The organism is Bacillus sp. AP50 (genome assembly GCF_040492675.1).
Taxonomy (GTDB): Bacteria; Bacillota; Bacilli; order Bacillales; family Bacillaceae_G; genus Bacillus_A; species Bacillus_A cereus.
In genome coordinates this window covers 50,188-76,447 of the sequence record NZ_JBEUTW010000001.1, presented here as the reverse complement: position 1 = coordinate 76,447, position 26,260 = coordinate 50,188, and the positions used below count along the sequence as shown (strand labels likewise).

The window sequence follows — 26,260 nt, the reverse complement described above, 5'->3', positions numbered from 1 at the left end:
CAATAATGTAAACTTGCAAACAAAATCTTTTTAATTTAAATATTATATTTTTTTTATAAATAAATTAAAAAATTGGTATAATAAGGGATTGTTACGTTTTTTGTAGGTAAAGAGATGTAACGAAAAAATTGGGTTAAGGAATGTGAATGTATGAAGAAATTAAGTAAAGTAATGTCATTTTGTTTGGCCGCTAGTATGCTTGTTATAACGGGGTGTGAAACAAGTGAAAACAAAGTTCAAGTGAATAAAATGATTGACCAGCTTGATGAAGCGCCAGAAGTGACAGAAAAAGAAGCAAAAAAGATTGTAAGAAAGAGTGTAGATGGAATAGCAAACGCGTTTAGTGAGATGGAAAAAGAAAATGGATGGAGCCGAAATAATCCTGGGGATTTAGAGACAGTTAAAAAAGGAGTTAAGGGATTAGTTTCAAAAAAGTTTGTAGAGAATCAGCTTCCTGAATTGCTTAATAACTTTAATAGATCGAGAGAGACTGATATGTTACCATTCCCAAATTATTTTCAATCTGAAATAAGATTTTCTTCTTCACAAGATAAAGAAAATTTAACGGTACATACATTAAGTTTAGAAGATGAAATAGGTCATGCGGCCCAAGAATGGGAATTTCATTTGGTGTATAAAGAAGGGGAATGGTTAATGGATAAATGGTCATTCGTTTTTCCTGAAGATTTAAAACTTACAAAAGAAGAAGCAAATAGAATTTTACAAATGCCAGACGATAAGAATGTGTCATTTGTAAGTGAAGAAAATAGTGGCGATAAGAAATATATATTCAAAGATAGTAACGGATTAATTACTGTAAATGCGAAAACATCTCTTATTTCATACAATGTAGATGAAAATAGGTATGAAAAAGTAACGAAAGAAAGAAATATTCAAGAAACAGAACAAGTACAGAGAAAGGATTCCAGTGCGTATACAGGTTCAAAAGACGAGAAACAATCGCAAAAAGAATCTTCTTCAAAGATAGATAGAGCAAATGTTTTAAGCGAATTAGCTGCTATAGATAAACAAGAAAAACATACGAATGCTATGTCAACCAATGATATAGTAAATGAAATAGAAGGAAATTATGAACTGTGGGATAATAAACTAAATGAAATTTACAGTACATTAAAAAGTACGATGTCAGCTGATGCGTTCCAGTCGTTAAAAACGAAACAAATTGCGTGGGTTAAAGAAAAAGAAAGTAAAGTTAAAGCAATTGGTACTGATACAAATAACGGAACGATGAGGCGTATCGAAGCCTCAGAAGAGAAATATAAGATGACAAAAGCAAGGTGTTATGAATTAGTAAATGGGTATATGAATTAGTGTGAACGAATATAAAAAAATGCGTTGCTTATAAGCAACGCATTTTTTATTTACGCTTTTAATTTCATTACAATATCAGCATCTGGTGTTACATATACGGTTTGCTGATTGTCGTACGTAACAAAACCAAGTTTTGCACCACTCGGTTTTTTGACATGGCGTATTTTGGTGAAATCAACAGGTACAGAGCTAGACTCTTTCGCTTTACTGTAATAGGCAGCAATTTTGGCAGCTTCTAGTAAAGTTTCTTCAGCAGGTTCTAAAGAACGAATGACAACGTGAGAGCCAGGTATGTCTTTCGTATGTAACCAAATTTCATCACGGCGGGCAAACTTCGTTGTTAAATAATCATTTTGTTTATTGTTTTTACCAACGAAAATCTCTGTGCCATCACTTGCTACATATTTATCTAATACTGGTTTAGTAGGCTTTTTCTTTGCGTTTTTCGTTTTGCGATTGCGCACATAACCTTCTTCAGCTAATTCCTCACGAATTTCTTCAATATCTTTTGAAGAAGCAGCTTCCATTTGTTGAAGTAAGCTATCAAAATAAAGAATTTCTTCATTTGTTTTTTCGATTTGTTCTTCTACAACAACAACTGAATTTTTTGCTTTTTGATACTTTTGGAAATAGCGTTGTGCATTTTCAGATGGTGTTTTTAAAGGATCTAATGTAATTTTTACAGTTCCACCATTCTCATCGTAATAATTAACGACCTCAATATCTTTATCGCCCTTTTTTAAAGCGTACATATTGGCTGTAAGTAGCTCTCCAAATAGTTGATATTTATCTGCTTTTCCAGCATCTTGCAGTGTTTTTTCGAGTTTAATGAGTTTTTTCTCGTTTTTATTTTTTTCGTTTTGCATAAAGCGTTCTAAATCATGAGCTTGTTGTTTTACACGATCACGTTCTGCTTTGCCAAAGAAGAAACGATCTAACAATTCGCTCACTGATGAGAATGTTTTTTCTTCTCCTTGCAAGTGTGTAAGAGGGAAAAGATAAAAGAATTCTTTTCCATTTGCAGTAATCATTGTAGGTGTATATGCATGAGATAGTAATGGTGTTTGTATAGAGAAAAATGCTTCTGATAATGCTTTCTCGTTTGCCATACCGGCTTTCTTTACTACTTCTTTTGCAAATAATGGGGATATTCCCATGAAAGCACCGACGAGTTGTTTATCCATATTTCCAGATAGAAAGTCTAGCGGTCTAATAAAATCATCTGCGGTTTCAATTTGCAGAGGATTGATTTTATGTTGGGCTGGTGGCGCGACGTACTCAGCACCAGCATATACAGTTCGGTGACGGTTTACGGCTAATGAAACGTGTTTTAAGCTATCTAAAATCACGTTTGTTTTCGTATCTAATAAGATAATGTTACTATGTCGTCCCATTATTTCAATTACTAATGTTTTTAATGATTCGTCTCCGATTTCATTACGACTGCGAACTGTAATTTGAATAATGCGTTCTAAGTCGATTTGTTCAATTTTTTCAATAAATCCACCTTCTAAATGTTTGCGAAGAAGCATACAGAACATCGGCGGTATTGCTGGCGAATCGTAGTTTTGATTCGTTAAGTGCATACGCGCATATGTAGGATGAGATGAAAGAATTAGTTTTTGGTTCTTTCCATTCGCTCGAATATGTAATAAAATCTCGTATTTTGAAGGTTGATATATTTTGGAAATTCTTCCTGTGTAAAGAGAATTTTCAATTTCATGTGTAATCGCTCTTGTAAATAATCCATCGAATGCCATAAATGAACACTCCTTTCTAACTAAATGTTAATTATAGCATTTTTTTGGACGAGGCTGAATAAGCTTTCAATAGAGTATGTCTGGAATCAGGAGGTCGATAGCAGGATGAACTGGTATGGAATGCGAGCACATGAAGTGGAAGAAAGAACGAATACGAATGTAAAGGTTGGACTTACAGAGAAAGAAGCAGAAGGGCGAGTAAAGAAATTTGGTACTAATGAATTAGAAGAAGCAAAAAGGCCTTCTGCACTAATGGTATTTTTAGCACAGTTTAAAGATTTCATGGTACTCGTTTTGTTTGGAGCAACAATTGTTTCTGCGTTTTTAGGTGAATACATTGATTCTATTGCTATTGTTGCCATTGTTATTATCAATGGTATTCTCGGCTTTTTTCAAGAAAGAAAAGCTGAAAAATCATTGGAAGCTTTAAAGGAACTAGCCGCTCCGCAAGTTACTGTAATGCGGAATGGAAAGTGGGTAAAAGCACCATCTAAAGCACTTGTTTTAGGGGATATTATTAAGTTTTCCAGTGGTGATCGTATTGGGGCTGATGTGCGTCTTGTTGAGGCATCAAGTTTATATATTGAAGAGTCTGCTTTGACAGGGGAGTCCGTACCTGTACAAAAGAAGGTAGAAGCATTGCAAGGGCAAGATGTTGCAATTGGGGATCAAAAAAATATGGCTTTTATGGGGACAATGATTACGCGAGGATCTGGTACAGGAGTTGTTGTAGCAACTGGTATGAATACAGCGATGGGGCAAATTGCAAATATGTTGCAAAATGCAGAGCAAATGGAAACGCCACTGCAAAGAAGGTTAGAACAGCTCGGAAAAATATTAATTATTGTAGCTCTTATTTTGACAGCGCTCGTTGTATTGGCTGGTGTGTATCAAGGGAATGAAGTATATCATATGTTTTTAGCTGGCGTATCGCTAGCTGTTGCGGCTATTCCAGAAGGATTGCCAGCAATTGTTACAGTAGCTTTATCACTTGGTGTACAGCGTATGATAAAAAAGAGAGCAATTGTAAGGAAGTTACCGGCCGTAGAAACGTTAGGCTGCGCTTCTGTTATATGCTCTGATAAAACGGGAACAATGACGCAAAACAAAATGATGGTAACACATATGTGGTCAGGCGGAGAATTGTGGAAAGTGACAGGGCAAGGATATGAACCTAATGGCTCTTTTATGAAAGGTGAAAAAGAAGTGAATCCAGCTAAGACAAAATCACTTTATCAGCTACTTACATTTGGTTCACTATGTAACAATGCAAATATTATTCAAAAGAAAAAGGCGTACGTATTAGATGGAGATCCGACAGAGGGAGCGCTTGTAGCTGCAGCAATGAAAGCTGGGATAACACGTGAGGCATTAAAAGGGAAATTTGAAATTATTCGTGAATTCCCCTTTGATTCAACTCGAAAAATGATGAGTGTTATTGTACGAGATCGAGAGGGGAAAAAGTTTATTGTTACGAAAGGAGCACCGGATGTTCTTTTGCAACTGAGTCAAACAATCTTATGGGGGGATAAGCAGCAGCCGTTAAGTGAGCTATATAGAAAAGAAGTACAGGCGGCTATTCATAGCTTAGGTAGTCAAGCGCTTCGAACAATTGCAGTTGCGTTTAAACCTTTAAAAGTCACGGATTCTATTGAACATGAAAGAGACGTTGAAAAAGATTTTATGTTGGTTGGAATACAAGGTATGATTGACCCGCCAAGGCCAGAAGTGGCGCAGGCGGTAAAAGAGTGTAAAGAAGCTGGTATTCGAACAGTAATGATTACAGGTGATCATAAAGTGACAGCAATGGCGATTGCTGAACAATTAGGAGTTTTACCACCAGATGGACGCGTTGTTGAAGGAGTAGAACTCGCGAATATGGATGTGGAGGAATTAGAAAATGTTGTAGAAGATACGTATGTATTCGCTCGTGTATCACCTGAGCATAAATTGAAAATTGTTAAGGCACTGCAAAATCAAGGACATATAGTAGCGATGACAGGTGATGGAGTGAACGATGCTCCAGCGATAAAAACAGCGGATATTGGGATAGCGATGGGAATTACAGGGACAGATGTTGCGAAAGAAGCCTCTTCACTTGTTTTACTAGACGATAATTTTGCTACAATTAAATCAGCAATTAAAGAAGGAAGAAATATATATGAGAACATACGTAAGTTCATTCGCTACTTATTGGCGTCAAATGTTGGAGAAATTTTAGTTATGTTATTTGCGATGTTACTTGCATTACCACTGCCGATGGTTCCTATTCAAATTTTATGGGTGAACTTAGTTACTGATGGTTTACCAGCGATGGCATTAGGTTTGGATAAGGCTGAAGGAGATGTGATGAAGAGAACACCGCGTCACCCGAAAGAAGGGGTATTCGCTAGAGGGCTTGCGTGGAAAATAATAAGTCGAGGGTTTTTAATTGGAGCAGTGACGTTAGTGGCGTTTATTATTGCGTATAACCAACATCCAAATGAACTGAAATATGCACAAACTGTAGCGTTCGCGACGTTGGTACTTGCTCAGCTTATTCATGTATTTGATTGTCGTAGTGAGCATTCTGTCTTTCACCGTAATCCATTTGGGAACGTGTATTTAGTAGGGGCGGTTATTATTTCGTTACTACTCATGCTAGTGGTTATATATTATCCACCGTTACAACCAATCTTTAGCACAATGCCGATACAAGCAAGAGATTGGTTATTAATTGGAGGTTTGTCATCAATTCCGACTTTCTTACTAGTAGGTTCTTTATTAACAGGGAAAAAGGCTAAGAAGAAAAAGCCGATATTATATAAGAAGGGATTAAACTTGAAATAGTCAATGTTATGAAAATGTGATATAATTTACAGAAGGTAGTAGAGCCTTGTCTCTATTACCTTTTTCATTGAGTTATTTTATGGCTTGGATGTGATAAAAATGATTTCTAGTATGACAGGGTTTGGAAGATCGAAAGTAGAAAGTGATACTTTTCAAATTACAGTAGAAATGAAATCGGTGAACCACCGTTTTTTAGAGATGAGTATTCGACTTCCTAAGCAAATGATGGTATTTGAGGACAAAATTCGTAAAATAATTGCACAGCAAGTTCGACGTGGACGCATTGAAGTGTCTATTAGTATAGCGGGTGAAGGACTTGTTGAAAGAAAATTAAGTGTGAATTGGTCACTTCTTGAGCAGTACCAATCGATGATGGAAGATATAAAAGGGAAATTTCAATTACAAGATTCTATTACACTTCAGCAATTAATGGCAATGCCAGAAGTAACAGCAATTGAAGAAATAGAAAATGTAAATGAACATTTTGAGAACAGTTTATATGAGGCTGTTCGTCAAGCTGCTCATATGTTGAAAACGATGAGAGATGGCGAAGGAGAACGATTACATAAAGATATAGCGTATCGTTTACAAGAGATTAGCAATTGTGTAAATACAATTATTCCACATGCACCAATTGTTACACAAAAATATCGTGAACGATTAGAAAATCGCTTAAAAGAATTACATAATCAAGATCTAGATGAACAAAGATTGCTAACAGAAGTCGCAATCTTTGCAGAGCGTTGTGATATTCATGAAGAGTTAGTTCGTTTGCAAAGTCATTTAGAGCAATTTCGTGAAACATTGCAGATTGAAGAGCCTGTTGGAAGGAAAATGGATTTCATCGTGCAAGAGATGCATAGAGAAATTAATACGATTGGTTCTAAGGCAAATGACTTAACAATTTCAAAATATGTTGTAGAAATGAAAAATAACCTTGAAAAAATTCGTGAACAAGTACAAAATATTGAGTAGCTTTCAAAAAATATATAAAGTTATACGTGGTGGAGAAATCGGATAGACTTACTAGGAGGCGCAAACTATGGCCATGCGGTTTTTAAATATTGGATACGGAAATATTGTATCTGCTCATCGAATTATTGCTATTGTAAGTCCGGAGTCAGCTCCTATTAAACGAACAGTACAGGAAGCACGCGAACATAATGCTTTGCTTGATGCTACGTATGGGAGAAAAACAAGGGCGGTTATTGTTATGGATGATGGGCATGTTGTATTAAGTCCAATTCAACCAGAGACGATTGCACATCGTTTGAATAATAAAGAAGATTTAAGTGAGGAAGGGTAGGTTTTACATATTTATGAGAAGTAGAAGAGGATTGCTCATCGTTCTTTCAGGGCCTTCTGGGGTTGGAAAAGGGACGGTTCGTAAAGAGCTGTTTAGCCATGAGGATACACGTTTTCAGTACTCTATTTCAGTAACGACACGTAAGCCGCGTGAAGGTGAAGTAGATGGTGTGGATTATTTCTTTAAAGAAAGAGAAGAATTCGAGGAAATGATTCGTAATGAAAAATTACTTGAGTGGGCTGAGTTCGTAGGTAATTATTACGGAACACCGATTGACTATGTTGAAAAAACATTACAAGAAGGAAAAGATGTATTCTTAGAAATTGAAGTGCAAGGAGCAATTCAAGTTAAGAAAGCTTTCCCAGAAGGTGTATTTATTTTCTTAGCACCTCCAAGTTTATCTGAACTAAAGAGCCGTATTGTCGGACGTGGTACAGAGACTGAAGATGTTATTGAAAATCGTTTAACTGTAGCGAAAGAAGAAATCGAGATGATGGACGCTTACGACTATGTAGTAGAAAACGATCAAGTTGAATTAGCTTGTGATAGAATTAAAGCAATTGTGGTTGGCGAACATTGCCGCCGCGAAAGGGTAGCAAAATATTATAAAGAAATGACGGAGGGTCTATAATTATGTTAAATCCATCAATTGACTCATTACTACAAAAAATCGATTCTAAGTACACATTAGTAACAGTAGCTGCAAAACGCGCGCGTGAAATGCAACTTGCTAATAACTGTGTTGTAGAAAAACCTGTTTCTCATAAATGTGTAGGTAAAGCATTAGAAGAAATCGATGCAGAAGCATTAAGCTACGTACCAAGTGAAGATAAAGTAGCTGAATAAGCCTTTGCCTTCGACAAAATAAAACATAGACTTTATAATTTTCTATGTAACGGTAACAACCTATTTACAAGTAGGTTGTTATTTTTTTACGAAAGGAATGAAATATTGGTACTGACGAGCTGAGAATTCTATTTCAGTATTATAAGTTTGAAAAAGAAAGAGGACGAGTCATATGCTAAAAGGGAAAAAGATACTTCTATGTGTAACAGGAGGCATTGCGGTTTTTAAAGCAGCTGCGTTAACGAGTAAATTGACACAATCTGGCGCGATTGTAAAAGTAATGATGAGTGAGTCGGCAATGAAGTTTGTTACGCCTCTTACATTCCAAGCGCTTTCTCGCCATGATGTATATACGGATACATTTGATGAGAAAGACTCAGCTGTTATTGCTCATATTGATTTAGCAGATTGGGCGGATGTTGTACTTGTCGCACCTGCTACTGCCAATTGTATTGGAAAGTTAGCTGGTGGTATTGCAGATGATATGATTACAACTACTTTGTTAGCTACTACAGCTCCGGTATGGATTGCGCCTGCTATGAATGTGCATATGTATGAAAATAAAATAGTTCAAAAAAATATGATGACATTGAAAACGCTAGGATATACATTTATTGAGCCTGGGGAAGGCTTTTTAGCATGTGGATATGTAGCGAAGGGACGACTAGAAGAACCTGAAGCAATTATTGCACGGTTAGAGGAAGCTTTCTCAGAACACAAACCATTGCAGGGAAAAAGAATATTAATAACTGCTGGCCCAACACGTGAAAAGGTTGATCCAGTTCGCTTTATGACAAATTTTTCTTCTGGAAAAATGGGGTATGCGATTGCGGAAGTGGCAGCGAATTTAGGCGCTGATGTTATACTCGTTTCAGGACCGACAGCATTAAATCCACCGTTACATGTAACGACAGTGCAAGTGGAATCTGCACAAGATATGTTAGAAGCGGTTCTTCAACATTATCAAAACGTAGACGTTGTCATTAAAACAGCAGCAGTTGCAGATTATCGTCCGAAATATGTTCATGAGAATAAAATGAAAAAGCAAAATGGTGATGCTGTCATTGAACTTGAAAGAACGGTGGATATTTTAAAAACGTTAGGTCAGAAAAAGGATAAACAGTTACTTATCGGTTTTGCTGCTGAAACGACAAATGTAGAGGAATATGCAACGAAAAAACTACGTGAGAAAAATGCAGATATGATTGTCGCGAATGATGTAAAAGCGCAAGGAGCTGGATTTGGCACGGATACGAATATTGTAACAATGTATAGAAAAGATGGAAAAGTTATTGAGTTGCCAATTTTAATGAAAAAAGAGGTAGCTCGTGAAATATTGAAGCAAATTGAAATGATGTTAGAAGATGATCGTTTATGAAATTTGCAAGTGTAATTGTTGATGTACCTGCCCGTCAGACAGATCGACCATTTGATTACATTATCCCTAAAAAATGGGAAGATATTGTACAGACAGGAATGCGTGTAGTAGTTCCGTTTGGCCCAAGAAAATTGCAAGGTTTTATTATTGGGATTAAAGATTCGGTGGATGTAGAAAGTAAGAAGTTAAAGACAATCCATGAAATATTAGATGTAACACCGGTTTTAAATGATGAATTATTAAAGCTTGGATATTGGCTTACAAGTGAAACGTTATGCTACATGATTTCAGCTTTTCAAGTGATGCTTCCAACTGCGATAAAAGCAACGTATAAAAAACGTCTACAACTTTGTAAACAGGAAGAAATAGCACCTGAAATACTATATTTATTTCAGGATAAAGAAGCAATTGATTTTGAAGTAATCGAGCAACAGCCACATTTATACCGAACTATTCAACAAGAAATTAAAAATGGTACGGTTGAAGTCGTTTATCAAGTGAAAGATAAAGTACAAAAGAAGAAGCAAAGAGTGGTTCAGCCGGAGTTGCCAGAAGATAAATTGGAATTAGCGGCATTTGAACTGAAAAGTAAAAAACAACAAGATGTACTTTATTATTTTGTGGAAAATTATAAAAGTGCACCGTTGAAAGTAATTACAGAAGAGTTACAAATAACAGATGCTCCAATAAAAGCACTTGTTAAAAAGGGATTCATTTCAGAAAAGTATGTGGAAGTATACCGAAATCCGTATGACGATGATGATTTTGAACAAACAAAACCATTTCCGCTTACGGAGGAACAAAAACAAGTTATTACACCAATTTTATCATCAATTACAAATGAAACTTATAATCCATTTTTACTATATGGTGTTACAGGAAGTGGAAAGACAGAAGTATATTTACAATCTATAGCAGCAGTGCTCAAGAAAGGAAAAGAAGCTATCGTTCTTGTTCCTGAAATTGCACTAACGCCCCAAATGGTGGATCGTTTTAAAGGTAGGTTTGGCTCACAAGTTGCAGTTCTTCATAGTGCGTTGTCTGTTGGAGAAAAGTATGACGAGTGGCGTAAGATTTTAAGAAAAGAAGTGAAAGTTGTAGTTGGTGCGCGTTCAGCTGTTTTTGCGCCTTTTGAGAATTTAGGGATTATTATTATTGATGAAGAGCATGAATCAAGTTACAAACAAGAAGATAATCCGAGGTATCATGCAAGAGATGTAGCTGTCTGGAGAGGACAATATCATAAATGTCCTATCGTTCTTGGTAGTGCGACACCAACACTTGAATCGTTTGCAAGGGCGAAAAAAGGTGTTTATGAACTATTAACAATGGAAAAACGTATGAATGAACAAGCTTTACCAACGGTAGAGATTGTTGACATGCGAGAAGAACTTCGTGACGGGAATCGATCAATGTTTTCTAAGGCGCTGCATGAAAAAATAGCAGATCGATTAGAAAAGAAAGAACAAATGGTACTCTTTTTAAATAGAAGAGGTCATTCTACATTTGTTATGTGCCGTGATTGTGGGTATGTTGTTCAATGTCCGCATTGTGATATTTCATTGACATATCATAAAATGAATCATCGTTTAAAATGTCATTATTGTAGTTACGAAGAGAATATGCCAACTGAGTGTCCAGCTTGTCAAAGTACATACATTCGTTTCTTTGGTACAGGTACACAAAAGGTAGAAGAAGAAATTACAAAACTATTTCCAGAGGCACGAGTCATTCGAATGGATGTAGATACGACAAGTCGAAAAGGAATGCATGAAAAATTATTAAAGGCGTTCGGGGAAGAAAAAGCAGATATATTACTCGGAACACAAATGATTGCTAAAGGATTAGATTTTCCGAAAGTAACGCTCGTTGGGGTGTTAACTGCAGATACGATGCTTCACTTACCTGATTTTCGGGCGAGTGAAAAGACATATCAGCTATTGACGCAAGTAAGTGGACGAGCGGGTAGACATGAATTGCCAGGGGAAGTTGTGATTCAAACGTATACGCCAGAACATTACAGTATAGAGTTAGCGAAGAACCAACAATATGATGTGTTTTTTGACCAAGAAATGCAAATGAGACGAACAAGACAATATCCCCCATATTACTATGTTGTACTCGTAACTGTATCTCATCCTGAATTATTAAAAGCGGTACAAGTGACGGAAAAAATTGCCTCGTATTTACGAACGCATTGCTCACAGCAAACAATGGTGCTAGGACCAGTTGCTTCAGCGATTCCAAGGATAAAAGATAGATATCGTTATCAATGCATGATAAAATACAAACGGGAACCAAACTTAAAGAACGTGCTCAAAATGGTAAATGAACATTATCAAGCAGAAATGCAAAAAGAGCTACAAATCTCAATTGATTTTAATCCAACAATGTTAATGTAGCGGAGGGAAATATGGCAGTTTTAGAAATAATAAAGCATCCAAATGAAGTGTTAGAAACACCATGCGAAAGAGTAATTAACTTTGATAAAAAGTTAGTGAAATTGTTGAAAGATATGCATGAAACAATGTTAATTGCGGACGGAGTCGGTTTAGCTGCGCCTCAAGTAGGTGTAAGCTTGCAAGTAGCGGTTGTTGATGTCGATGATGATACTGGGAAAATCGAGTTAATCAATCCATCAATATTAGAAAAACGTGGTGAACAAGTAGGTCCCGAAGGCTGTTTAAGCTTCCCGGGACTTTATGGTGAAGTAGAACGTGCCGATTATATTAAAGTAAGAGCGCAAAATCGCCGTGGGAAAGTATTCTTATTAGAAGCGGAAGGATTTTTAGCGCGTGCAATTCAACATGAAATTGATCATTTACACGGTGTTTTATTTACATCGAAAGTGACAAGATATTATGAAGAAAACGAACTAGAATAGGTGTTAAAAGGAGCGGTTTTTAAATGATAAAAGTAGTGTTTATGGGAACACCGGACTTTTCAGTGCCGGTGCTTCGTCGTCTTATTGAAGATGGCTATGAGGTAGTAGGTGTTGTGACGCAACCTGATCGTCCAGTAGGTAGAAAAAAAGTATTAACACCTACACCTGTTAAAGTTGAAGCGGAAAAACATGGTATCCCTGTGTTACAGCCGTTAAAAATTCGTGAAAAAGATGAATATGAAAAAGTATTGGCATTAGAGCCAGATTTAATTGTAACAGCTGCATTTGGGCAGATTGTACCAAATGAAATTTTAGAAGCACCGAAGTATGGATGTATTAATGTTCACGCTTCTTTACTTCCTGAACTTCGTGGTGGTGCACCAATTCATTATGCAATTATGGAAGGTAAAGAAAAAACAGGTATTACAATTATGTATATGGTAGAAAAATTGGATGCTGGTGATATCTTAACGCAAGTGGAAGTTGAAATTGAAGAGCGTGAAACGACAGGCTCATTATTTGATAAATTAAGTGAAGCAGGAGCACACCTTCTATCTAAAACAGTACCTTTATTAATCCAAGGTAAGTTAGAACCGATTAAACAAAACGAAGAAGAAGTAACGTTTGCGTACAATATAAAACGTGAGCAAGAGAAAATTGATTGGACAAAAACAGGTGAAGAAGTATACAATCACATTCGCGGATTGAATCCATGGCCAGTTGCTTATACAACTTTAGCGGGACAAGTTGTTAAAGTATGGTGGGGAGAAAAAGTGCCTATAACTGAACCGGCTGAAGCAGGTACGATTGTTGCAATCGAAGAAGATGGTTTTGTTGTAGCAACGAGTAATGAAACAGGTGTTAAAATTACTGAATTGCAACCATCTGGTAAAAAGCGTATGAGTTGTTCACAATTTTTACGTGGAACAAAACCTGAAATTGGAACGAAGTTAGGAGAAAATGCATGAGACAAAATGTTCGTGAATTAGCTCTTGATGGTTTAATTCAAGTGGAAAAAAGTGGTGCATATAGCAACTTACTTTTAAATAATCTAATTGAAAAAAGTGCAATTGATAGAAAAGATATTGGTTTATTAACTGAAATTGTATATGGAACGATTCAACGTCGTGACACATTAGATTATTATTTACAGCCTTTTTTAAAAAAGAAGGTTGAGGCGTGGGTAAGAGTATTGCTTCGCTTATCTTTATATCAAATGATTTATTTAGACCGAGTGCCAGAAAGAGCGGCTATTCATGAAGCGGTTGAGATTGCAAAGCGTCGCGGGCATAAAGGAATTGCTGGTATGGTGAACGGTGTATTACGTTCGATTCAGAGAGAAGGTGTACCTTCTGTAGATGAAATCAAGGATCCAGTAGAACGTCTTGCAATTACAACAAGTCATCCAGTTTGGCTTGTCCAAGAGTGGACTTCAGAATACGGTTTAGAAACTGCAGAAAAAATGTGCGAAGTAAACATGTTACCCCCTGTACCAACAGCGCGTGTGAATGTTGATAAGGTAACGGTAGAAGAAGCGATTGAGTTGTTGGCAAGTGAAGGTATAGAAGCAAAAAGTGGTGACTTATCAGATGATGCAATTCAGATTGAAAGAGGAAATGTAGCGCATACAGAAGCGTTTAAAAAAGGATTTCTTTCTATTCAAGATGAAAGTTCTATGCTTGTAGCACGCGCTTTAGAACCGAATACGGGAGATGCAGTTCTTGATAGTTGTGCTGCTCCAGGCGGAAAAACAACGCATATCGCGGAACGATTAAAGGGAACTGGTAAGGTCATGTCCCTTGATTTACATGCACACAAAGTACGTTTAATTAAACAGCAAGCAGAGCGACTTGGTCTAGAAAATGTCGAAACTAAAGCGCTAGATGCTAGAAAAGTGCAAGAGCACTTTGCAAATGAAACGTTTGATAAAATATTGGTAGATGCACCGTGTTCTGGATTTGGTGTAATTAGACGTAAGCCTGATATTAAGTTAGGAAAAGATAAAGGCGATAGTGAAAGATTATCGACGATTCAAATTGCAATACTAGAAAAAATAGCACCATTATTAAAACAAGGCGGTCGTCTTGTTTATAGTACGTGCACAATTGAGAAAATAGAAAATGAACAAGTAATAGAGAAATTTTTACAAGAACATCCTGAATTTGAATGGGATACTACGCTTAAAGAGCGTATGCCAGAAAAATTAACTCCGTATATTGATGAAGGTCAAGTACAAATTTTACCGCATTATTTTGCGACGGATGGCTTTTATATTGCTTGTTTAAGGAAGAAGGTGTAGCATCATGGAAACGACTGTAAGAAAACAAAAGAAAAATTTAGAAACGAAGAAACCATCAATTTACTCTTTACAACTTCATGAAATGCAAGATTGGTTAAAGGAACAAGGAGAACCGAAGTTCCGTGCTGGACAAATTTTTGATTGGTTATATAAAAAACGTGTAAAAAATTATGAGGATATGTCAAACCTTTCTAAAGGATTGCGTGATAAATTGTCGAATTCCTTTGATATTACTACTTTAAACACGTTAGTAAAACAAACGTCTTCGGATGGAACAATTAAATTCTTATTCCAATTATATGACGGATATTCTATTGAAACGGTATTAATGCGACACGAATATGGAAATTCCATTTGTGTAACAACGCAAGTGGGTTGTCGTATTGGGTGTACGTTCTGTGCTTCGACACTTGGTGGATTAAAGCGAAACCTAGAAGCTGGAGAAATCGTAGCGCAAGTAGTAGAAGTTCAGCGTGCGCTTGATGAAACGGAAGAACGTGTAAGTTCTCTTGTTGTTATGGGGATTGGAGAACCATTTGATAACTATGATAATTTAATGGGATTCTTACGCATCATTAACCATGAAAAAGGACTTCATATTGGTGCGAGACATATGACTGTTTCGACGAGTGGAATTATCCCGAAAATTTATAAGTTTGCTGAAGAAGATCTACAAATTAATTTTGCGATTTCATTGCATGCTCCAAACTCAGAATTACGTTCAAAATTAATGCCGATTAACCGTGCTTATAAATTACCAGATTTAATGGAAGCTATTAAATACTATGTAAATAGAACAGGGCGTCGTATTACTTTTGAATATGGATTATTTGGAGGAGAAAATGACCAAGTAGAGCATGCTGAAGAGCTTGCTGCGCTCTTAAAAGGTGTAAAATGTCATGTGAACTTGATTCCGGTAAACTACGTACCTGAACGTGATTATGTACGTACGCCACGTGAACAAATTTTCTTGTTCGAGAAAACGTTAAAAGATCGTGGAGTGAATGTAACGATTCGCCGTGAACAAGGTCATGATATTGATGCAGCCTGCGGTCAGTTGCGTGCGAAGGAGCGCAAAGAAGAGACGAGGTGACGAGATGAAAGCCGTATTTCTATCGGATAAAGGAAAAGTTCGTCAACATAATGAAGATAGTGCAGGAGTTTTTCACAATTTAGATGGAAATGTATTAGCGGTAGTAGCAGATGGAATGGGAGGTCATCGAGCTGGTGATGTAGCTAGCTCGATGGCCATTCAATTATTCCATGATTATTGGAAGCAAACACATAATATGAATGAGCCGAAAAAAGTAGAACAATGGTTACATACTAGTGTTGGGATTATTAATGAGCGTATATATGAATACGCTCAGCAAAATGCAGAATGTAATGGTATGGGAACAACGCTTATAATAGCTGTTTGTACACCAAGCTTTGTGACAATAGGGCATATAGGAGATAGTCGTTGCTATATGGTATCAGAAGGAGAAATGACGCTAGTAACGGAAGATCATTCACTTGTAAATGAGCTTGTGAAACATGGTGAAATTTCAAAGGAAGACGCAGAGTATCATCCGAAAAAGAATGTGTTATTAAGAGCATTAGGAACAGAAGAAAAAGTTGGGTTAGATGTTAAAACGTTGGTGATTGAGGAAGATGATCAATTACTTCTTTGCTCTGATGGGTTATCAAACAAAGTTTCTATTGATGATATGCGACAAATTTTACAGTTAAATGAACAGCTTGAAGGTAAAGGGCAGTGTCTCATTCAATTGGCAAATGATCGCGGTGGAGAAGATAATATCACACTTGTTCTTATTGATTATGCGGGTTCGACAAACGAAAGTAGGTGAAGTGCAACGTGCTGATTGGAAAACGCTTAAATGACCGTTATAAGCTGCTGAAAATGATTGGTGGTGGCGGAATGGCCAATGTATATTTAGCTCATGATGATATACTTGGCCGAGATGTAGCGGTAAAAATATTAAGACTCGACTACTCAAATAACGAAGAGTTTATTAAACGTTTCCATCGAGAAGCGCAGTCTGTTACAACGTTGTCGCATCCAAATATTGTGAATATGTATGATGTCGGAGAAGAAGATGGTATATACTATCTTGTCATGGAATATGTACCAGGGCAAACATTGAAGCAATACATAATTGAGCGAGGGATGTTACCTATAGGAGAAGCTCTTGATATTATGGAGCAGTTAACATCCGCTATGGCACATGCCCATCATTTTGAAATTGTGCATCGTGATATAAAGCCGCACAATATTTTAATTCGAGCTGATGGAATAATAAAAGTAACAGATTTTGGAATTGCGACAGCTACAAGTGCAACAACAATTACACATACAAATTCAGTGCTCGGTTCAGTCCATTATTTATCACCAGAACAGGCACGTGGCGGGATAGCAAATAAACAATCGGATATTTATTCTCTTGGAATAGTTATGTTTGAATTGTTAACAGGAAGACAACCGTTTTCTGGCGAATCTGCTGTTGCTATAGCTTTAAAACATTTACAAAGTGAAATCCCATCACCAAAAAGATGGAATGAAAATATTCCGCAAAGTGTTGAAAATATTATATTAAAGGCAACTGCAAAAGATCCGTTTCACCGATATCAATCTGCCAATGCGATGAAGCGAGATATTGAAACTGCGCTATATCCAGAGAGGATAAATGAGCAACCATTTTACATACCGGAAGATATGGAAGCGACGAAAGCGATTCCGATTATTCAACAAGAACAATTATTTGAAAATGTAAGTGATGAAACGATTGTTTTAAAAGGGAGTAAGGTAGAAGAACCGATAAGAGCAGAAGCAGCTGAGTTAGATAAGAAGAAAAAACGGAGTAACAAGTGGCTTAAAGTTTTAATTTCAACATTTTTATTTTTAGCAATAGGAATAACATTAGCACTTACGGTTATTCCAGGATTATTTATTCCGAAAGATGTGAAAGTTCCTGATGTGGCTGGTATGAAATACACGACAGCTGTAAATACATTAGTAGAAAAGGGCTTTGAGGTGACGGAGCCTAATATTGTATATACAGATGATGTTGAAGTTGGGGATGTAATAAAAACGGACCCTGTAGCAGGAAGAGTCGTAAAAGAAAACGCTAAAATTACTATCTATCAATCAGGTGGAAAAAAGAAAAGTAAGATGGCAAATTTCACAGGTCAAAACTTTGAGAGTGTAAAAGCTGAGTTAGAAGAAAAATATAAACAAGTTACGGTAAATTATATTGAAAATGATAAGCCGAAAGGTGAAATTGTAGAACAAATTCCGACGCCTGATCAGATGGTTATAGAAGCGGAGCAAGAACTGAAAATCTGGGTAAGTAAAGGGCCTTATCAAATTAGACCAGGTGACTTTTCGGGGTGGACTGAAAATAGTGTAACTGGTTATTTGAATGAGAGAAAACTAACGTCAGATATAAAACGAGAGTATTCAGATACAGTCGAAAAAGGACTTGTAATTTCGCAATTTCCAAAACCAGGTACACCATTAAAAGAGGGAGATAAAGTAACTATTATTATCTCTGATGGTCAAAAGCCTAAAGTGACTAAAACGGTAAAAGTGGACAATATCTCTATCCCATATGAGCCTGCTGTAACAGGTGAAAAAAAGCCGCAAACAATAGAAATTTATAAAGAAGACATGCAGCAAAAAATGGATAGACCGGTTGAAACGAGAACAATTACTGAATCAGCGACTATTTCTTTAGAATTTGTAATTCAAGAAGGTTCAAAGGGACACTATAAAATTGTACGGGATGGAGTAACGATTATTGATAAAGAAGTACCATATCCAACTCAATAATAGTGAAAGTCTACTTATTATTATTGCCTGTTATGCTGTCTACAAAGTGGACGGTATAGCAGGCAAAAATATATGATTCAAAAAGCTAGTAAAGTGATGCAGCTGTAAATATTTTTTTGCATTTAATGGGAAATTCAATGTATATTAGCGAAAGTATATATGGTAGGTTTTGAAATCGTTATTTGGAAAATTTAAATCCATTCATTTTTAAATTCAGCATCACCTTATACAAAAAAGGAGAATTCTATGCCAGAAGGAAAAATTATAAAAGCTTTAAGTGGGTTTTATTACGTGCAGCATGAAGAAGGGGTTACGCAATGTCGTGGGCGAGGTGTATTTAGAAAAAATAAAATTACACCACTTGTAGGAGACCAAGTTGTTTTTCAGGCAGATAATCCAACTGAAGGTTATGTGCTTGAAGTGTTTGATCGAAAAAATGAACTTGTTAGACCTCCTATTGCTAATGTCGATCAAGCGATCCTTGTGTTCTCTGCAGTAGAACCAGATTTTAATCCTGGACTGTTAGATCGATTTTTAGTGCTGATTGAATATCATAACATTAAGCCAATTATTTGTATTAGCAAGATGGATTTAGTAGATGAAAAGATGAAAGCAACTGTTGAAGCTTATGCGAATGATTATCGTGAGATGGGTTATGATGTTTTATTTACTTCTATTAATACTTCAGAAAGTATTGATATATTAAAACCATACTTAGAAAATTGTGTTTCTGTCGTTGCGGGCCAATCTGGTGTTGGGAAATCTTCAATGCTTAATGTGCTACGTCCAGAATTAGAGCTGAAAACAAATGATATTTCTTCCCATTTAGGACGCGGGAAGCATACGACAAGACACGTAGAATTAATTGCAATTGGGAGTGGACTAGTAGCAGATACACCGGGTTTTAGTTCACTAGATTTCATTGATATAGAAGTAGAAGATCTTACATATTGTTTTCCAGAGTTGAAAGAAGCGAGCCAATACTGTAAATTTAGAGGGTGTACACATCTTTCTGAACCGAAATGTGCGGTGAAAGCTGCGGTTGAAGAAGGGAAGATTACAGAATATCGCTATAAGAACTATAAACAATTCGTAGAAGAAATTAGAGAGAGAAAGCCGAGGTATTAGTTATGATTAAAATTGCACCATCGATTTTATCAGCAGATTTTTCAAAATTAGGGGAAGAGATTAAAGATGTAGAAAAGGGCGGAGCGGATTACATTCACGTTGACGTAATGGATGGACATTTCGTACCAAATATTACGATTGGACCGTTAATTGTAGAAGCAATCCGTCCGATTACATCATTACCATTAGATGTACATTTAATGATTGAAAATCCTGATAACTATATCCCGACTTTCGCACAAGCGGGAGCGGATATTATTACTGTTCACGTAGAGGCGTGTCCGCATCTACATCGTACAATTCAGTTAATTAAATCTCATGGTATTAAAGCGGGCGTTGTATTAAATCCACATACGCCAGTTTCAGTGATTGAGCATGTATTAGAAGATATAGATATGGTATTACTTATGACAGTAAACCCTGGATTTGGTGGACAGAAGTTTATCCATTCTGTATTACCGAAAATTAAACAAGTTGCAGACATGGTGAAAGAGCGCAATCTAGAAGTGGAAATTGAAGTTGATGGTGGTGTAAATGCTGAAACAGCAAGACTTTGTGTGGAAGCAGGAGCAAATGTACTTGTAGCTGGGTCAGCAGTATACAATCAAAAAGACCGCGGTGAAGCAATTCGCGTAATTCGTGGGTAGTGATGAACTTTTATCCTAGTAAGGCATTTATAGGATAGGATAAAAATATGTAAAAAGGCAATCTACCGAATGGCAGATTGCCTTTTTACAATGGAAGGAGAAGAAAAAATGATTATTCATATTTTGGCAGGAGGACCTTCGGAATATTGCGCAGATTTTGCTCGATACGAGAATGAGGAAGTAGTGTGGGCAGCGGTTGATAGGGGAGTATACCGTCTATTAAAGAAAGGGATTACCCCGGCTGTTGCGTTTGGAGATTACGATTCAGTTACTGAAGAAGAATTAGTATGGATGGGACAGCAAACGAACGAATTACATATTGTTCCGCGGGAAAAAGATCAAACGGATTTAGAAATTGCAATCAACTGGGCATTAGAACAGAAGCCGGCACTAATTCGTATTTTTGGTGCTACTGGTGGAAGGCTTGATCACGGTTTGGCAAATATACAGATGCTTTTAAAAGGGTTAGAAGTAGAGATAGAAATGTGTATTGTGGACAATAAAAATGAAATAACAGTTAAAAAAATGGGTACACATATAATTGAAGAAAATAAAAATTTTCCTTATGTATCTTTTGTACCAGTTACTGAAATAGTGGAAGGGATTACATTGTTTGGTTTTAAGTACCCTCTTACTAATAAAACAATAGAGTGGGGATCAACACTTTGTATTAGTAACGAACTCGTTGAGGAAAAAGGTACTTTTTCATTTACTTCTGGCATATTAATGTTGATAAGAAGCACTGATTGAAGAAACAATTTTGCTCCTTACATCATATAGTGACCAAGTGGAGTAATGGGGATTAGGAGGGAAACCATGAGATTTTATACAATTAAGTTACCTAAATTTCTTGGTGGAATAGTTCGTGCAATGTTAAATACCTTCAAAAAAGATTAAAAAAAGCACCTATCACCGGTGCTTTTTCCATTGTTATAGTAAAAAAAGAGCCTATCGGCTCTTTTTTTTATTATTAAACACGTTCGATTTTGCCAGATTTTAATGCTCTAGCAGAAACGTAAACACGTTGAACTTTTCCGTCGATGCGTACGCGAACTTTTTGAAGGTTAGCGCCCCATTTACGTTTTGTAGCGTTCATTGCGTGAGAACGAGAGTTACCAGAACGAGCTTTTCTTCCAGTAATAGCACAAACACGAGCCATTTATATTTCCCTCCCTTGATACCTTACCATACGTAATTTTTCAATGTTAGTCTTTTATGCGATGCTAAAAACACTACTATAATTTAACACAACTAAAAAGAGAATGCAACACCGTAGAAAAAAGAAATCAAGAAAATTTACTTGACACTATATGTCAATGAAGAAAAGTTGAAATCCATAAAAATTGCTTGACATATTATAGTGGTACATGTTGTATAATAACAATGGACTATTTTGCTCATCATAAAAAAGTGTAATTTAAAACATAAAATATGAGAGTGAAAAGAAAGAACGATGGAATTTTCTTTAAAAAGATTATATGATAGTAACTAAAGTAGTCTAGCTCACTTTCACCATTTATGAAGGGGGAAACGAGATGTCAATTGAAATTAAAACGAAGTACGGTCAAATTGATATTAGTACAGATGTAATTGCAACAATTGCTGGAGGTGCCGCGGTAGATTGCTACGGTATCGTAGGTATGGCATCAAAAAATCAGTTAAAAGATGGATTAACAGACATTTTACGAAAAGAAAACTTCACTAGAGGTGTTATTGTTCGTAAAGATGAAGATGAAGTACATATTGATATGTATATTATTGTGAGCTATGGTACGAAAATTTCAGAAGTGGCACATAATGTGCAGACGAAAGTGAAATATACATTAGATCAAACTGTAGGACTAGCAGTAGATTCTGTAAACATCTACGTACAAGGAGTTAAAGTAATAAACTTGTAATGTGCATTAAGGAGGAAAATCTGTGTCAATTCAAAAAATTGATGGAAAACGTTTATCACAAATGATCATGCAAGGAGCGAATAATTTAACAAACAATGTTCAGCTTGTTGATGCATTAAACGTATTTCCAGTTCCAGATGGCGATACCGGTACAAACATGAACTTATCTATGACTTCAGGTGCGCGTGAAGTGAAAGCAAACCCTTCACAGCATGCTGGTAAAGTCGGCGTAAGTTTAGCCAAAGGATTATTAATGGGAGCTCGTGGTAACTCTGGAGTTATTTTATCTCAGTTGTTCCGTGGTTTCTCTAAATCCATTGAACAAAAAGAAGAATTAACAACAGTTGATTTTGCTGCAGCACTAGAAGCTGGAGTAGAGGCGGCTTATAAAGCGGTTATGAAACCGATTGAAGGAACGATTTTAACGGTTGCAAGAGAAACGGGTAAATATGCAGTAACAGTTGCGAAAAAACAGCGCGACTTTGTTTTGTTTATGGAAGACGTTGTGAAAGAAGCAAACGCATCGTTAAATCGTACGCCAGATTTATTACCTGTATTAAAACAAGTTGGCGTTGTAGATAGCGGTGGTAAAGGTCTTGTAGTGGTATACGAAGGATTTTTAGCTGACTTAAAAGGAGAAACGATTTCTTCTGATGCACCGACGCAACCATCTATGAATGAAATGGTACGCGCAGAACATCACCGTAGTGTACAAAGCCAATTGAGTACAGAAGATATTAAGTATGGATATTGTACGGAATTCATGGTGAAATTAGAGGCTGAAAAGGTGAAAGAGCATAATTTCTCTGAACAAAAATTCCGTGAAGATATTAGTGTATATGGTGATTCTCTACTAGTTGTGTCTGATGATGAAATTGTAAAAGTTCATATCCATGCAGAACATCCTGGAGACGCTATGAACTACGGGCAAAAATACGGTAGTTTAATTAAGATTAAAGTAGAAAATATGCGTGAACAGCATACTGCTTTATTAGATGAACCTACTATGGTTCCTGAACAACCAGCTCAATCGAAAGAAAAACAACCATATGGTATCGTAACTGTAGCTATGGGGTCTGGTATTAAAACTTTATTTGAGAGCATCGGCGCAACGAAAGTTATCGAAGGTGGTCAAACGATGAATCCAAGTACGGAGGATATCGTGAAGGCAATTGAAGAAGCAAATGCTGAAAAAATCATTATTTTACCGAATAACGGAAATATTGTAATGGCAGCAGAACAAGCGGCATCAGTTGTAGATCAAGAAGTTATTGTTGTTCGTTCGAAAACAGTTCCTCAAGGTATGGCAGCAATGTTAGCATTTAACCCAGTTGGAACGTTAGAAGAGAATGAAGAAAACATGCAAGAAGCTTTATCTCATGTGAAAACAGGTCAAATTACGTATGCTGTACGTGATACGGAAATTGATGGTGTAGCAATTCAAAAAGATGATTTCATGTGTATTGCAGATGGGAAAATTGTATCTACAAATGCTGAAAAAGTAGGAGCTGCGAAGCAATTACTAGAAGCGCTTATTGATGAAGATTCTGAAATCGTAACGATTCTACAAGGTGAAGATGCAACTGACGAAGAAGTAGCGGAGTTAGTTGAATTTGTAGAAGAGAAATTTGAAGATGCAGAAGTAGAAGTGCATGCTGGAAACCAACCAGTGTATTCTTTCATCTTCTCTGTAGAATAAGATAAGATTCGTTTTGAAAATAAATGGATTACTTACTTGCTAATGGATAAGAAGTAGTAATATGAAGTTTATTACTAGTTTTTATTCAAAAGGCTAGCATATTGAAGAGAGAAAAGAGCCTTGCTGCTAATAGTGAGGCTCTTTTTTACTTGTTTTATATAAGGGATTTGAGTAGTTTCTCTTAGAATGCCTATGATAGAATATATAAGGTGAAAGAGAGCGATTACAGATGCTAATTGGTACTCAAATAAAATGCAATAAAGAAAATAATGTGACGGGGTGTGAGAATCTTGAATGATGTTGTACAAGTTCCTGTTACGGATGTAAAGGGGATAGGAGGAGAAACATCTGAGTTACTACATGAGATGGGTATTTATACAGTTTCTCATCTATTAGAACATTTTCCGTACCGTTATGAAGATTATGCGATGAAAGATCTTGCTGAAGTAAAGCATGATGAACGTGTAACGGTTGAAGGGAAGATTCATAGTGCTCCTTTGCTGCAATATTATGGTAAGAAGAAATCGCGTTTAACAGTTCGTGTTCTCGTCGGTCGTTATTTAATTACGGCGGTATGTTTTAATAGGCCTTACTATAAGCAAAAATTAAAGTTAGATGAAACGGTAACGATTACTGGTAAATGGGATCAACATCGTCAAACAATTGCTGTATCAGAACTTCATTTTGGGCCGGTTGTACGTCAACAAGAAGTGGAACCTGTTTATTCAGTAAAGGGGAAACTTACAGTAAAACAGATGCGTCGTTTTATTGCTCAAGCGTTAAAGGAATATGGAGATTCTATAGTCGAAGTGTTACCGGATGGTTTGTTAGGGCGATATAAATTATTACCAAGATATGAAGCGCTTAGGGCATTGCATTTTCCGGTAGGACAGGAAGATTTGAAGCAAGCGCGTCGCCGTTTTGTATATGAAGAATTTTTCTTATTTCAGCTGAAAATGCAAACGCTCCGGAAAATGGAGAGGGAAAATTCAAAAGGGACGAAGAAAGAGATTCCGTCAGTAGAATTACAAGAATTTATCGATGCACTGCCGTTTCCATTAACGGGTGCGCAGCGCCGAGTTGTAGATGAAATTTTGAAAGATATGACATCTCCTTATCGGATGAACCGACTATTGCAAGGTGATGTTGGTTCTGGGAAAACAGTTGTTGCTGCGATTGGCCTTTATGCATCGAAATTAGCTCATTATCAAGGTGCTTTAATGGTTCCTACAGAAATTTTAGCTGAGCAACATTATCAGTCGCTTGCTGAAACGTTTTCGCATTTTGGTATGAAGGTGGAACTGTTAACAAGTTCTGTTAAAGGTGCGAGACGTCGAGAAATTTTAGCGAAGTTAGAACAAGGAGAAATAGATATTCTTGTTGGAACGCATGCCTTAATTCAAGATGAAGTTATATTTCATAGATTGGGTCTCGTTATTACAGATGAACAGCATCGATTTGGTGTAGCGCAGCGCCGAGTTTTACGGGAGAAAGGTGAAAGTCCAGATGTATTATTTATGACAGCGACACCAATTCCGCGTACGCTTGCAATTACTGCATTTGGAGAGATGGATGTTTCGATAATCGATGAGATGCCAGCAGGTAGAAAGGTGATTGAAACATATTGGGCAAAACATGATATGTTAGATCGCGTTCTCGGTTTTGTTGAAAAGGAGATAAAAAAAGGAAGACAGGCATACGTTATTTGTCCTCTAATTGAAGAATCTGAGAAACTTGATGTGCAAAATGCTATCGACTTACATAGTATGCTGACGCATCATTACCAAGGGAAATGCCAAGTTGGATTGATGCATGGGAGATTATCGTCTCAGGAAAAAGAAGAGATAATGGGACAGTTTAGTGAAAATAAAGTGCAAATTCTTGTATCGACAACAGTTGTTGAAGTAGGTGTGAACGTACCGAATGCGACTGTAATGGTTATTTATGATGCAGAACGTTTCGGTTTATCGCAGCTTCATCAGCTTAGAGGGCGTGTCGGCCGTGGTAGTGAGCAATCATATTGTTTATTAATAGCAGACCCTAAATCAGAAACAGGGAAAGAAAGAATGCGCATAATGACTGAAACAAATGATGGATTTGTATTGTCAGAAAAAGATTTAGAATTACGAGGTCCTGGAGATTTCTTTGGGAGTAAGCAAAGTGGCTTACCAGAATTTAAGGTTGCTGACATGGTACATGATTATCGAGCGTTAGAAACAGCAAGGCAAGATGCGGCGATACTAGTAGATTCAGAAGCGTTTTGGCACAATGATCAGTACGCTGCCTTGCGTACGTATCTTGATGGGACAGGTGTGTTCCAAGGAGAGAAGCTCGATTAAAGGGAGTCAACAAAAGTTTTTGTTGCATTCTACTTTTAATGATTATATACTACTGTTAGTACCTAGTCATAAAAATGGATGGT

23 protein-coding genes are annotated in these 26,260 nt (G+C 36.7%); 21 read left to right on the top strand and 2 right to left on the bottom strand.

The annotated features are described in order from the left end of the window. The first annotated feature begins 150 nt into the window (after positions 1-150). A complete protein-coding gene (locus ABWK52_RS00355; protein ID WP_000736527.1) occupies positions 151-1,332 on the top strand; it encodes a lysozyme inhibitor LprI family protein in 1,182 nt (393 codons plus the stop codon). Between the two features lie 50 nt (positions 1,333-1,382). Here the strand turns inward: ABWK52_RS00355 and ABWK52_RS00350 are convergent, their stop codons facing one another. After that, complete coding sequence (locus tag ABWK52_RS00350; RefSeq protein WP_000863279.1) at positions 1,383-3,092, bottom strand: Rqc2 family fibronectin-binding protein; 1,710 nt, start codon at positions 3,090-3,092, stop codon at positions 1,383-1,385. 105 nt (positions 3,093-3,197) lie between these two features. On the opposite strand from ABWK52_RS00350, the gene ABWK52_RS00345 reads away from it, so the two are divergent. From ABWK52_RS00345 to spoVM, 17 genes are all read left to right on the top strand, one after another. Beyond that, the gene (locus ABWK52_RS00345) at positions 3,198-5,921 is read left to right on the top strand and encodes a calcium-translocating P-type ATPase, SERCA-type (RefSeq protein WP_001104775.1); all 2,724 of its coding nucleotides are present in this window, start codon (positions 3,198-3,200) and stop codon (positions 5,919-5,921) included. 99 nt (positions 5,922-6,020) lie between these two features. Then, on the top strand, positions 6,021-6,896 hold the full coding sequence (locus ABWK52_RS00340) for a YicC/YloC family endoribonuclease (protein WP_098508277.1): 876 nt from the start codon (positions 6,021-6,023) through the stop codon (positions 6,894-6,896). A 67-nt stretch (positions 6,897-6,963) separates the two neighbouring features. Next, positions 6,964-7,227: an extracellular matrix/biofilm regulator RemA gene (remA, locus tag ABWK52_RS00335; protein ID WP_001251456.1), complete on the top strand. Its 264-nt coding sequence runs from the start codon at positions 6,964-6,966 to the stop codon at positions 7,225-7,227. A 13-nt stretch (positions 7,228-7,240) separates the two neighbouring features. Then, on the top strand, positions 7,241-7,858 hold the full coding sequence (gene gmk / locus ABWK52_RS00330) for a guanylate kinase (protein ID WP_001257741.1): 618 nt from the start codon (positions 7,241-7,243) through the stop codon (positions 7,856-7,858). A 2-nt stretch (positions 7,859-7,860) separates the two neighbouring features. Next, positions 7,861-8,073, top strand: coding sequence for a DNA-directed RNA polymerase subunit omega (rpoZ, locus tag ABWK52_RS00325; RefSeq protein WP_000933960.1), 213 nt, complete (start codon positions 7,861-7,863; stop codon positions 8,071-8,073). Positions 8,074-8,245: 172 nt separating this feature from the next. Further along, positions 8,246-9,451, top strand: a complete 1,206-nt coding sequence (coaBC, locus tag ABWK52_RS00320; RefSeq protein ID WP_000911749.1) for a bifunctional phosphopantothenoylcysteine decarboxylase/phosphopantothenate--cysteine ligase CoaBC — start codon at positions 8,246-8,248, stop codon at positions 9,449-9,451. Beyond that, positions 9,448-11,853 (top strand): primosomal protein N', encoded by a 2,406-nt coding sequence (gene priA, locus ABWK52_RS00315; protein ID WP_000666715.1) that lies wholly within the window; start codon positions 9,448-9,450, stop codon positions 11,851-11,853. Before coaBC ends, priA begins: the two co-directional genes overlap by 4 nt. Positions 11,854-11,864: 11 nt before the next feature. Further along, complete coding sequence (def, locus tag ABWK52_RS00310) at positions 11,865-12,335, top strand: peptide deformylase (RefSeq protein WP_000279455.1); 471 nt, start codon at positions 11,865-11,867, stop codon at positions 12,333-12,335. A 23-nt stretch (positions 12,336-12,358) separates the two neighbouring features. Then, positions 12,359-13,303, top strand: a complete 945-nt coding sequence (gene fmt, locus ABWK52_RS00305; RefSeq protein WP_000598804.1) for a methionyl-tRNA formyltransferase — start codon at positions 12,359-12,361, stop codon at positions 13,301-13,303. Continuing rightward, positions 13,300-14,634, top strand: a complete 1,335-nt coding sequence (rsmB, locus tag ABWK52_RS00300) for a 16S rRNA (cytosine(967)-C(5))-methyltransferase RsmB (protein ID WP_001249668.1) — start codon at positions 13,300-13,302, stop codon at positions 14,632-14,634. Before fmt ends, rsmB begins: the two co-directional genes overlap by 4 nt. Positions 14,635-14,638: 4 nt before the next feature. Continuing rightward, the gene (gene rlmN / locus ABWK52_RS00295; RefSeq protein ID WP_000450541.1) at positions 14,639-15,727 is read left to right on the top strand and encodes a 23S rRNA (adenine(2503)-C(2))-methyltransferase RlmN; all 1,089 of its coding nucleotides are present in this window, start codon (positions 14,639-14,641) and stop codon (positions 15,725-15,727) included. A gap of 4 nt (positions 15,728-15,731) precedes the next feature. Further along, entirely contained in the window at positions 15,732-16,484 is a 753-nt protein-coding gene (locus ABWK52_RS00290; RefSeq protein ID WP_000648703.1) for a Stp1/IreP family PP2C-type Ser/Thr phosphatase, read from the top strand. Positions 16,485-16,492: 8 nt separating this feature from the next. Beyond that, positions 16,493-18,466 carry a Stk1 family PASTA domain-containing Ser/Thr kinase gene (gene pknB / locus ABWK52_RS00285; RefSeq protein WP_000904748.1) on the top strand — a complete coding sequence of 658 codons (1,974 nt, stop codon included), beginning with the start codon at positions 16,493-16,495 and terminating at the stop codon, positions 18,464-18,466. A 246-nt stretch (positions 18,467-18,712) separates the two neighbouring features. Then, on the top strand, positions 18,713-19,594 hold the full coding sequence (gene rsgA, locus ABWK52_RS00280; RefSeq protein WP_001113932.1) for a ribosome small subunit-dependent GTPase A: 882 nt from the start codon (positions 18,713-18,715) through the stop codon (positions 19,592-19,594). Positions 19,595-19,596: 2 nt separating this feature from the next. Then, the gene (rpe, locus tag ABWK52_RS00275; protein ID WP_000589974.1) at positions 19,597-20,241 is read left to right on the top strand and encodes a ribulose-phosphate 3-epimerase; all 645 of its coding nucleotides are present in this window, start codon (positions 19,597-19,599) and stop codon (positions 20,239-20,241) included. A gap of 69 nt (positions 20,242-20,310) precedes the next feature. Beyond that, complete coding sequence (locus ABWK52_RS00270; protein WP_000752663.1) at positions 20,311-20,991, top strand: thiamine diphosphokinase; 681 nt, start codon at positions 20,311-20,313, stop codon at positions 20,989-20,991. 66 nt (positions 20,992-21,057) lie between these two features. Further along, positions 21,058-21,138: a stage V sporulation protein SpoVM gene (gene spoVM, locus ABWK52_RS00265; RefSeq protein WP_001213599.1), complete on the top strand. Its 81-nt coding sequence runs from the start codon at positions 21,058-21,060 to the stop codon at positions 21,136-21,138. Positions 21,139-21,211: 73 nt separating this feature from the next. On the opposite strand, the gene rpmB is transcribed toward spoVM, so the two are convergent. Beyond that, positions 21,212-21,400 (bottom strand): 50S ribosomal protein L28, encoded by a 189-nt coding sequence (gene rpmB / locus ABWK52_RS00260; RefSeq protein ID WP_000124776.1) that lies wholly within the window; start codon positions 21,398-21,400, stop codon positions 21,212-21,214. Between the two features lie 376 nt (positions 21,401-21,776). On the opposite strand from rpmB, the gene ABWK52_RS00255 reads away from it, so the two are divergent. The 3 genes from ABWK52_RS00255 to recG all read left to right on the top strand — a co-directional run bounded on the left by ABWK52_RS00255 (position 21,777) and on the right by recG (position 26,177). Continuing rightward, a complete protein-coding gene (locus tag ABWK52_RS00255) occupies positions 21,777-22,139 on the top strand; it encodes an Asp23/Gls24 family envelope stress response protein (protein WP_000021109.1) in 363 nt (120 codons plus the stop codon). Between the two features lie 22 nt (positions 22,140-22,161). Next, a complete protein-coding gene (locus tag ABWK52_RS00250; RefSeq protein WP_000027129.1) occupies positions 22,162-23,838 on the top strand; it encodes a DAK2 domain-containing protein in 1,677 nt (558 codons plus the stop codon). Positions 23,839-24,128: 290 nt separating this feature from the next. Further along, positions 24,129-26,177: an ATP-dependent DNA helicase RecG gene (recG, locus tag ABWK52_RS00245; RefSeq protein ID WP_001000813.1), complete on the top strand. Its 2,049-nt coding sequence runs from the start codon at positions 24,129-24,131 to the stop codon at positions 26,175-26,177. Positions 26,178-26,260: the final 83 nt, after the last annotated feature.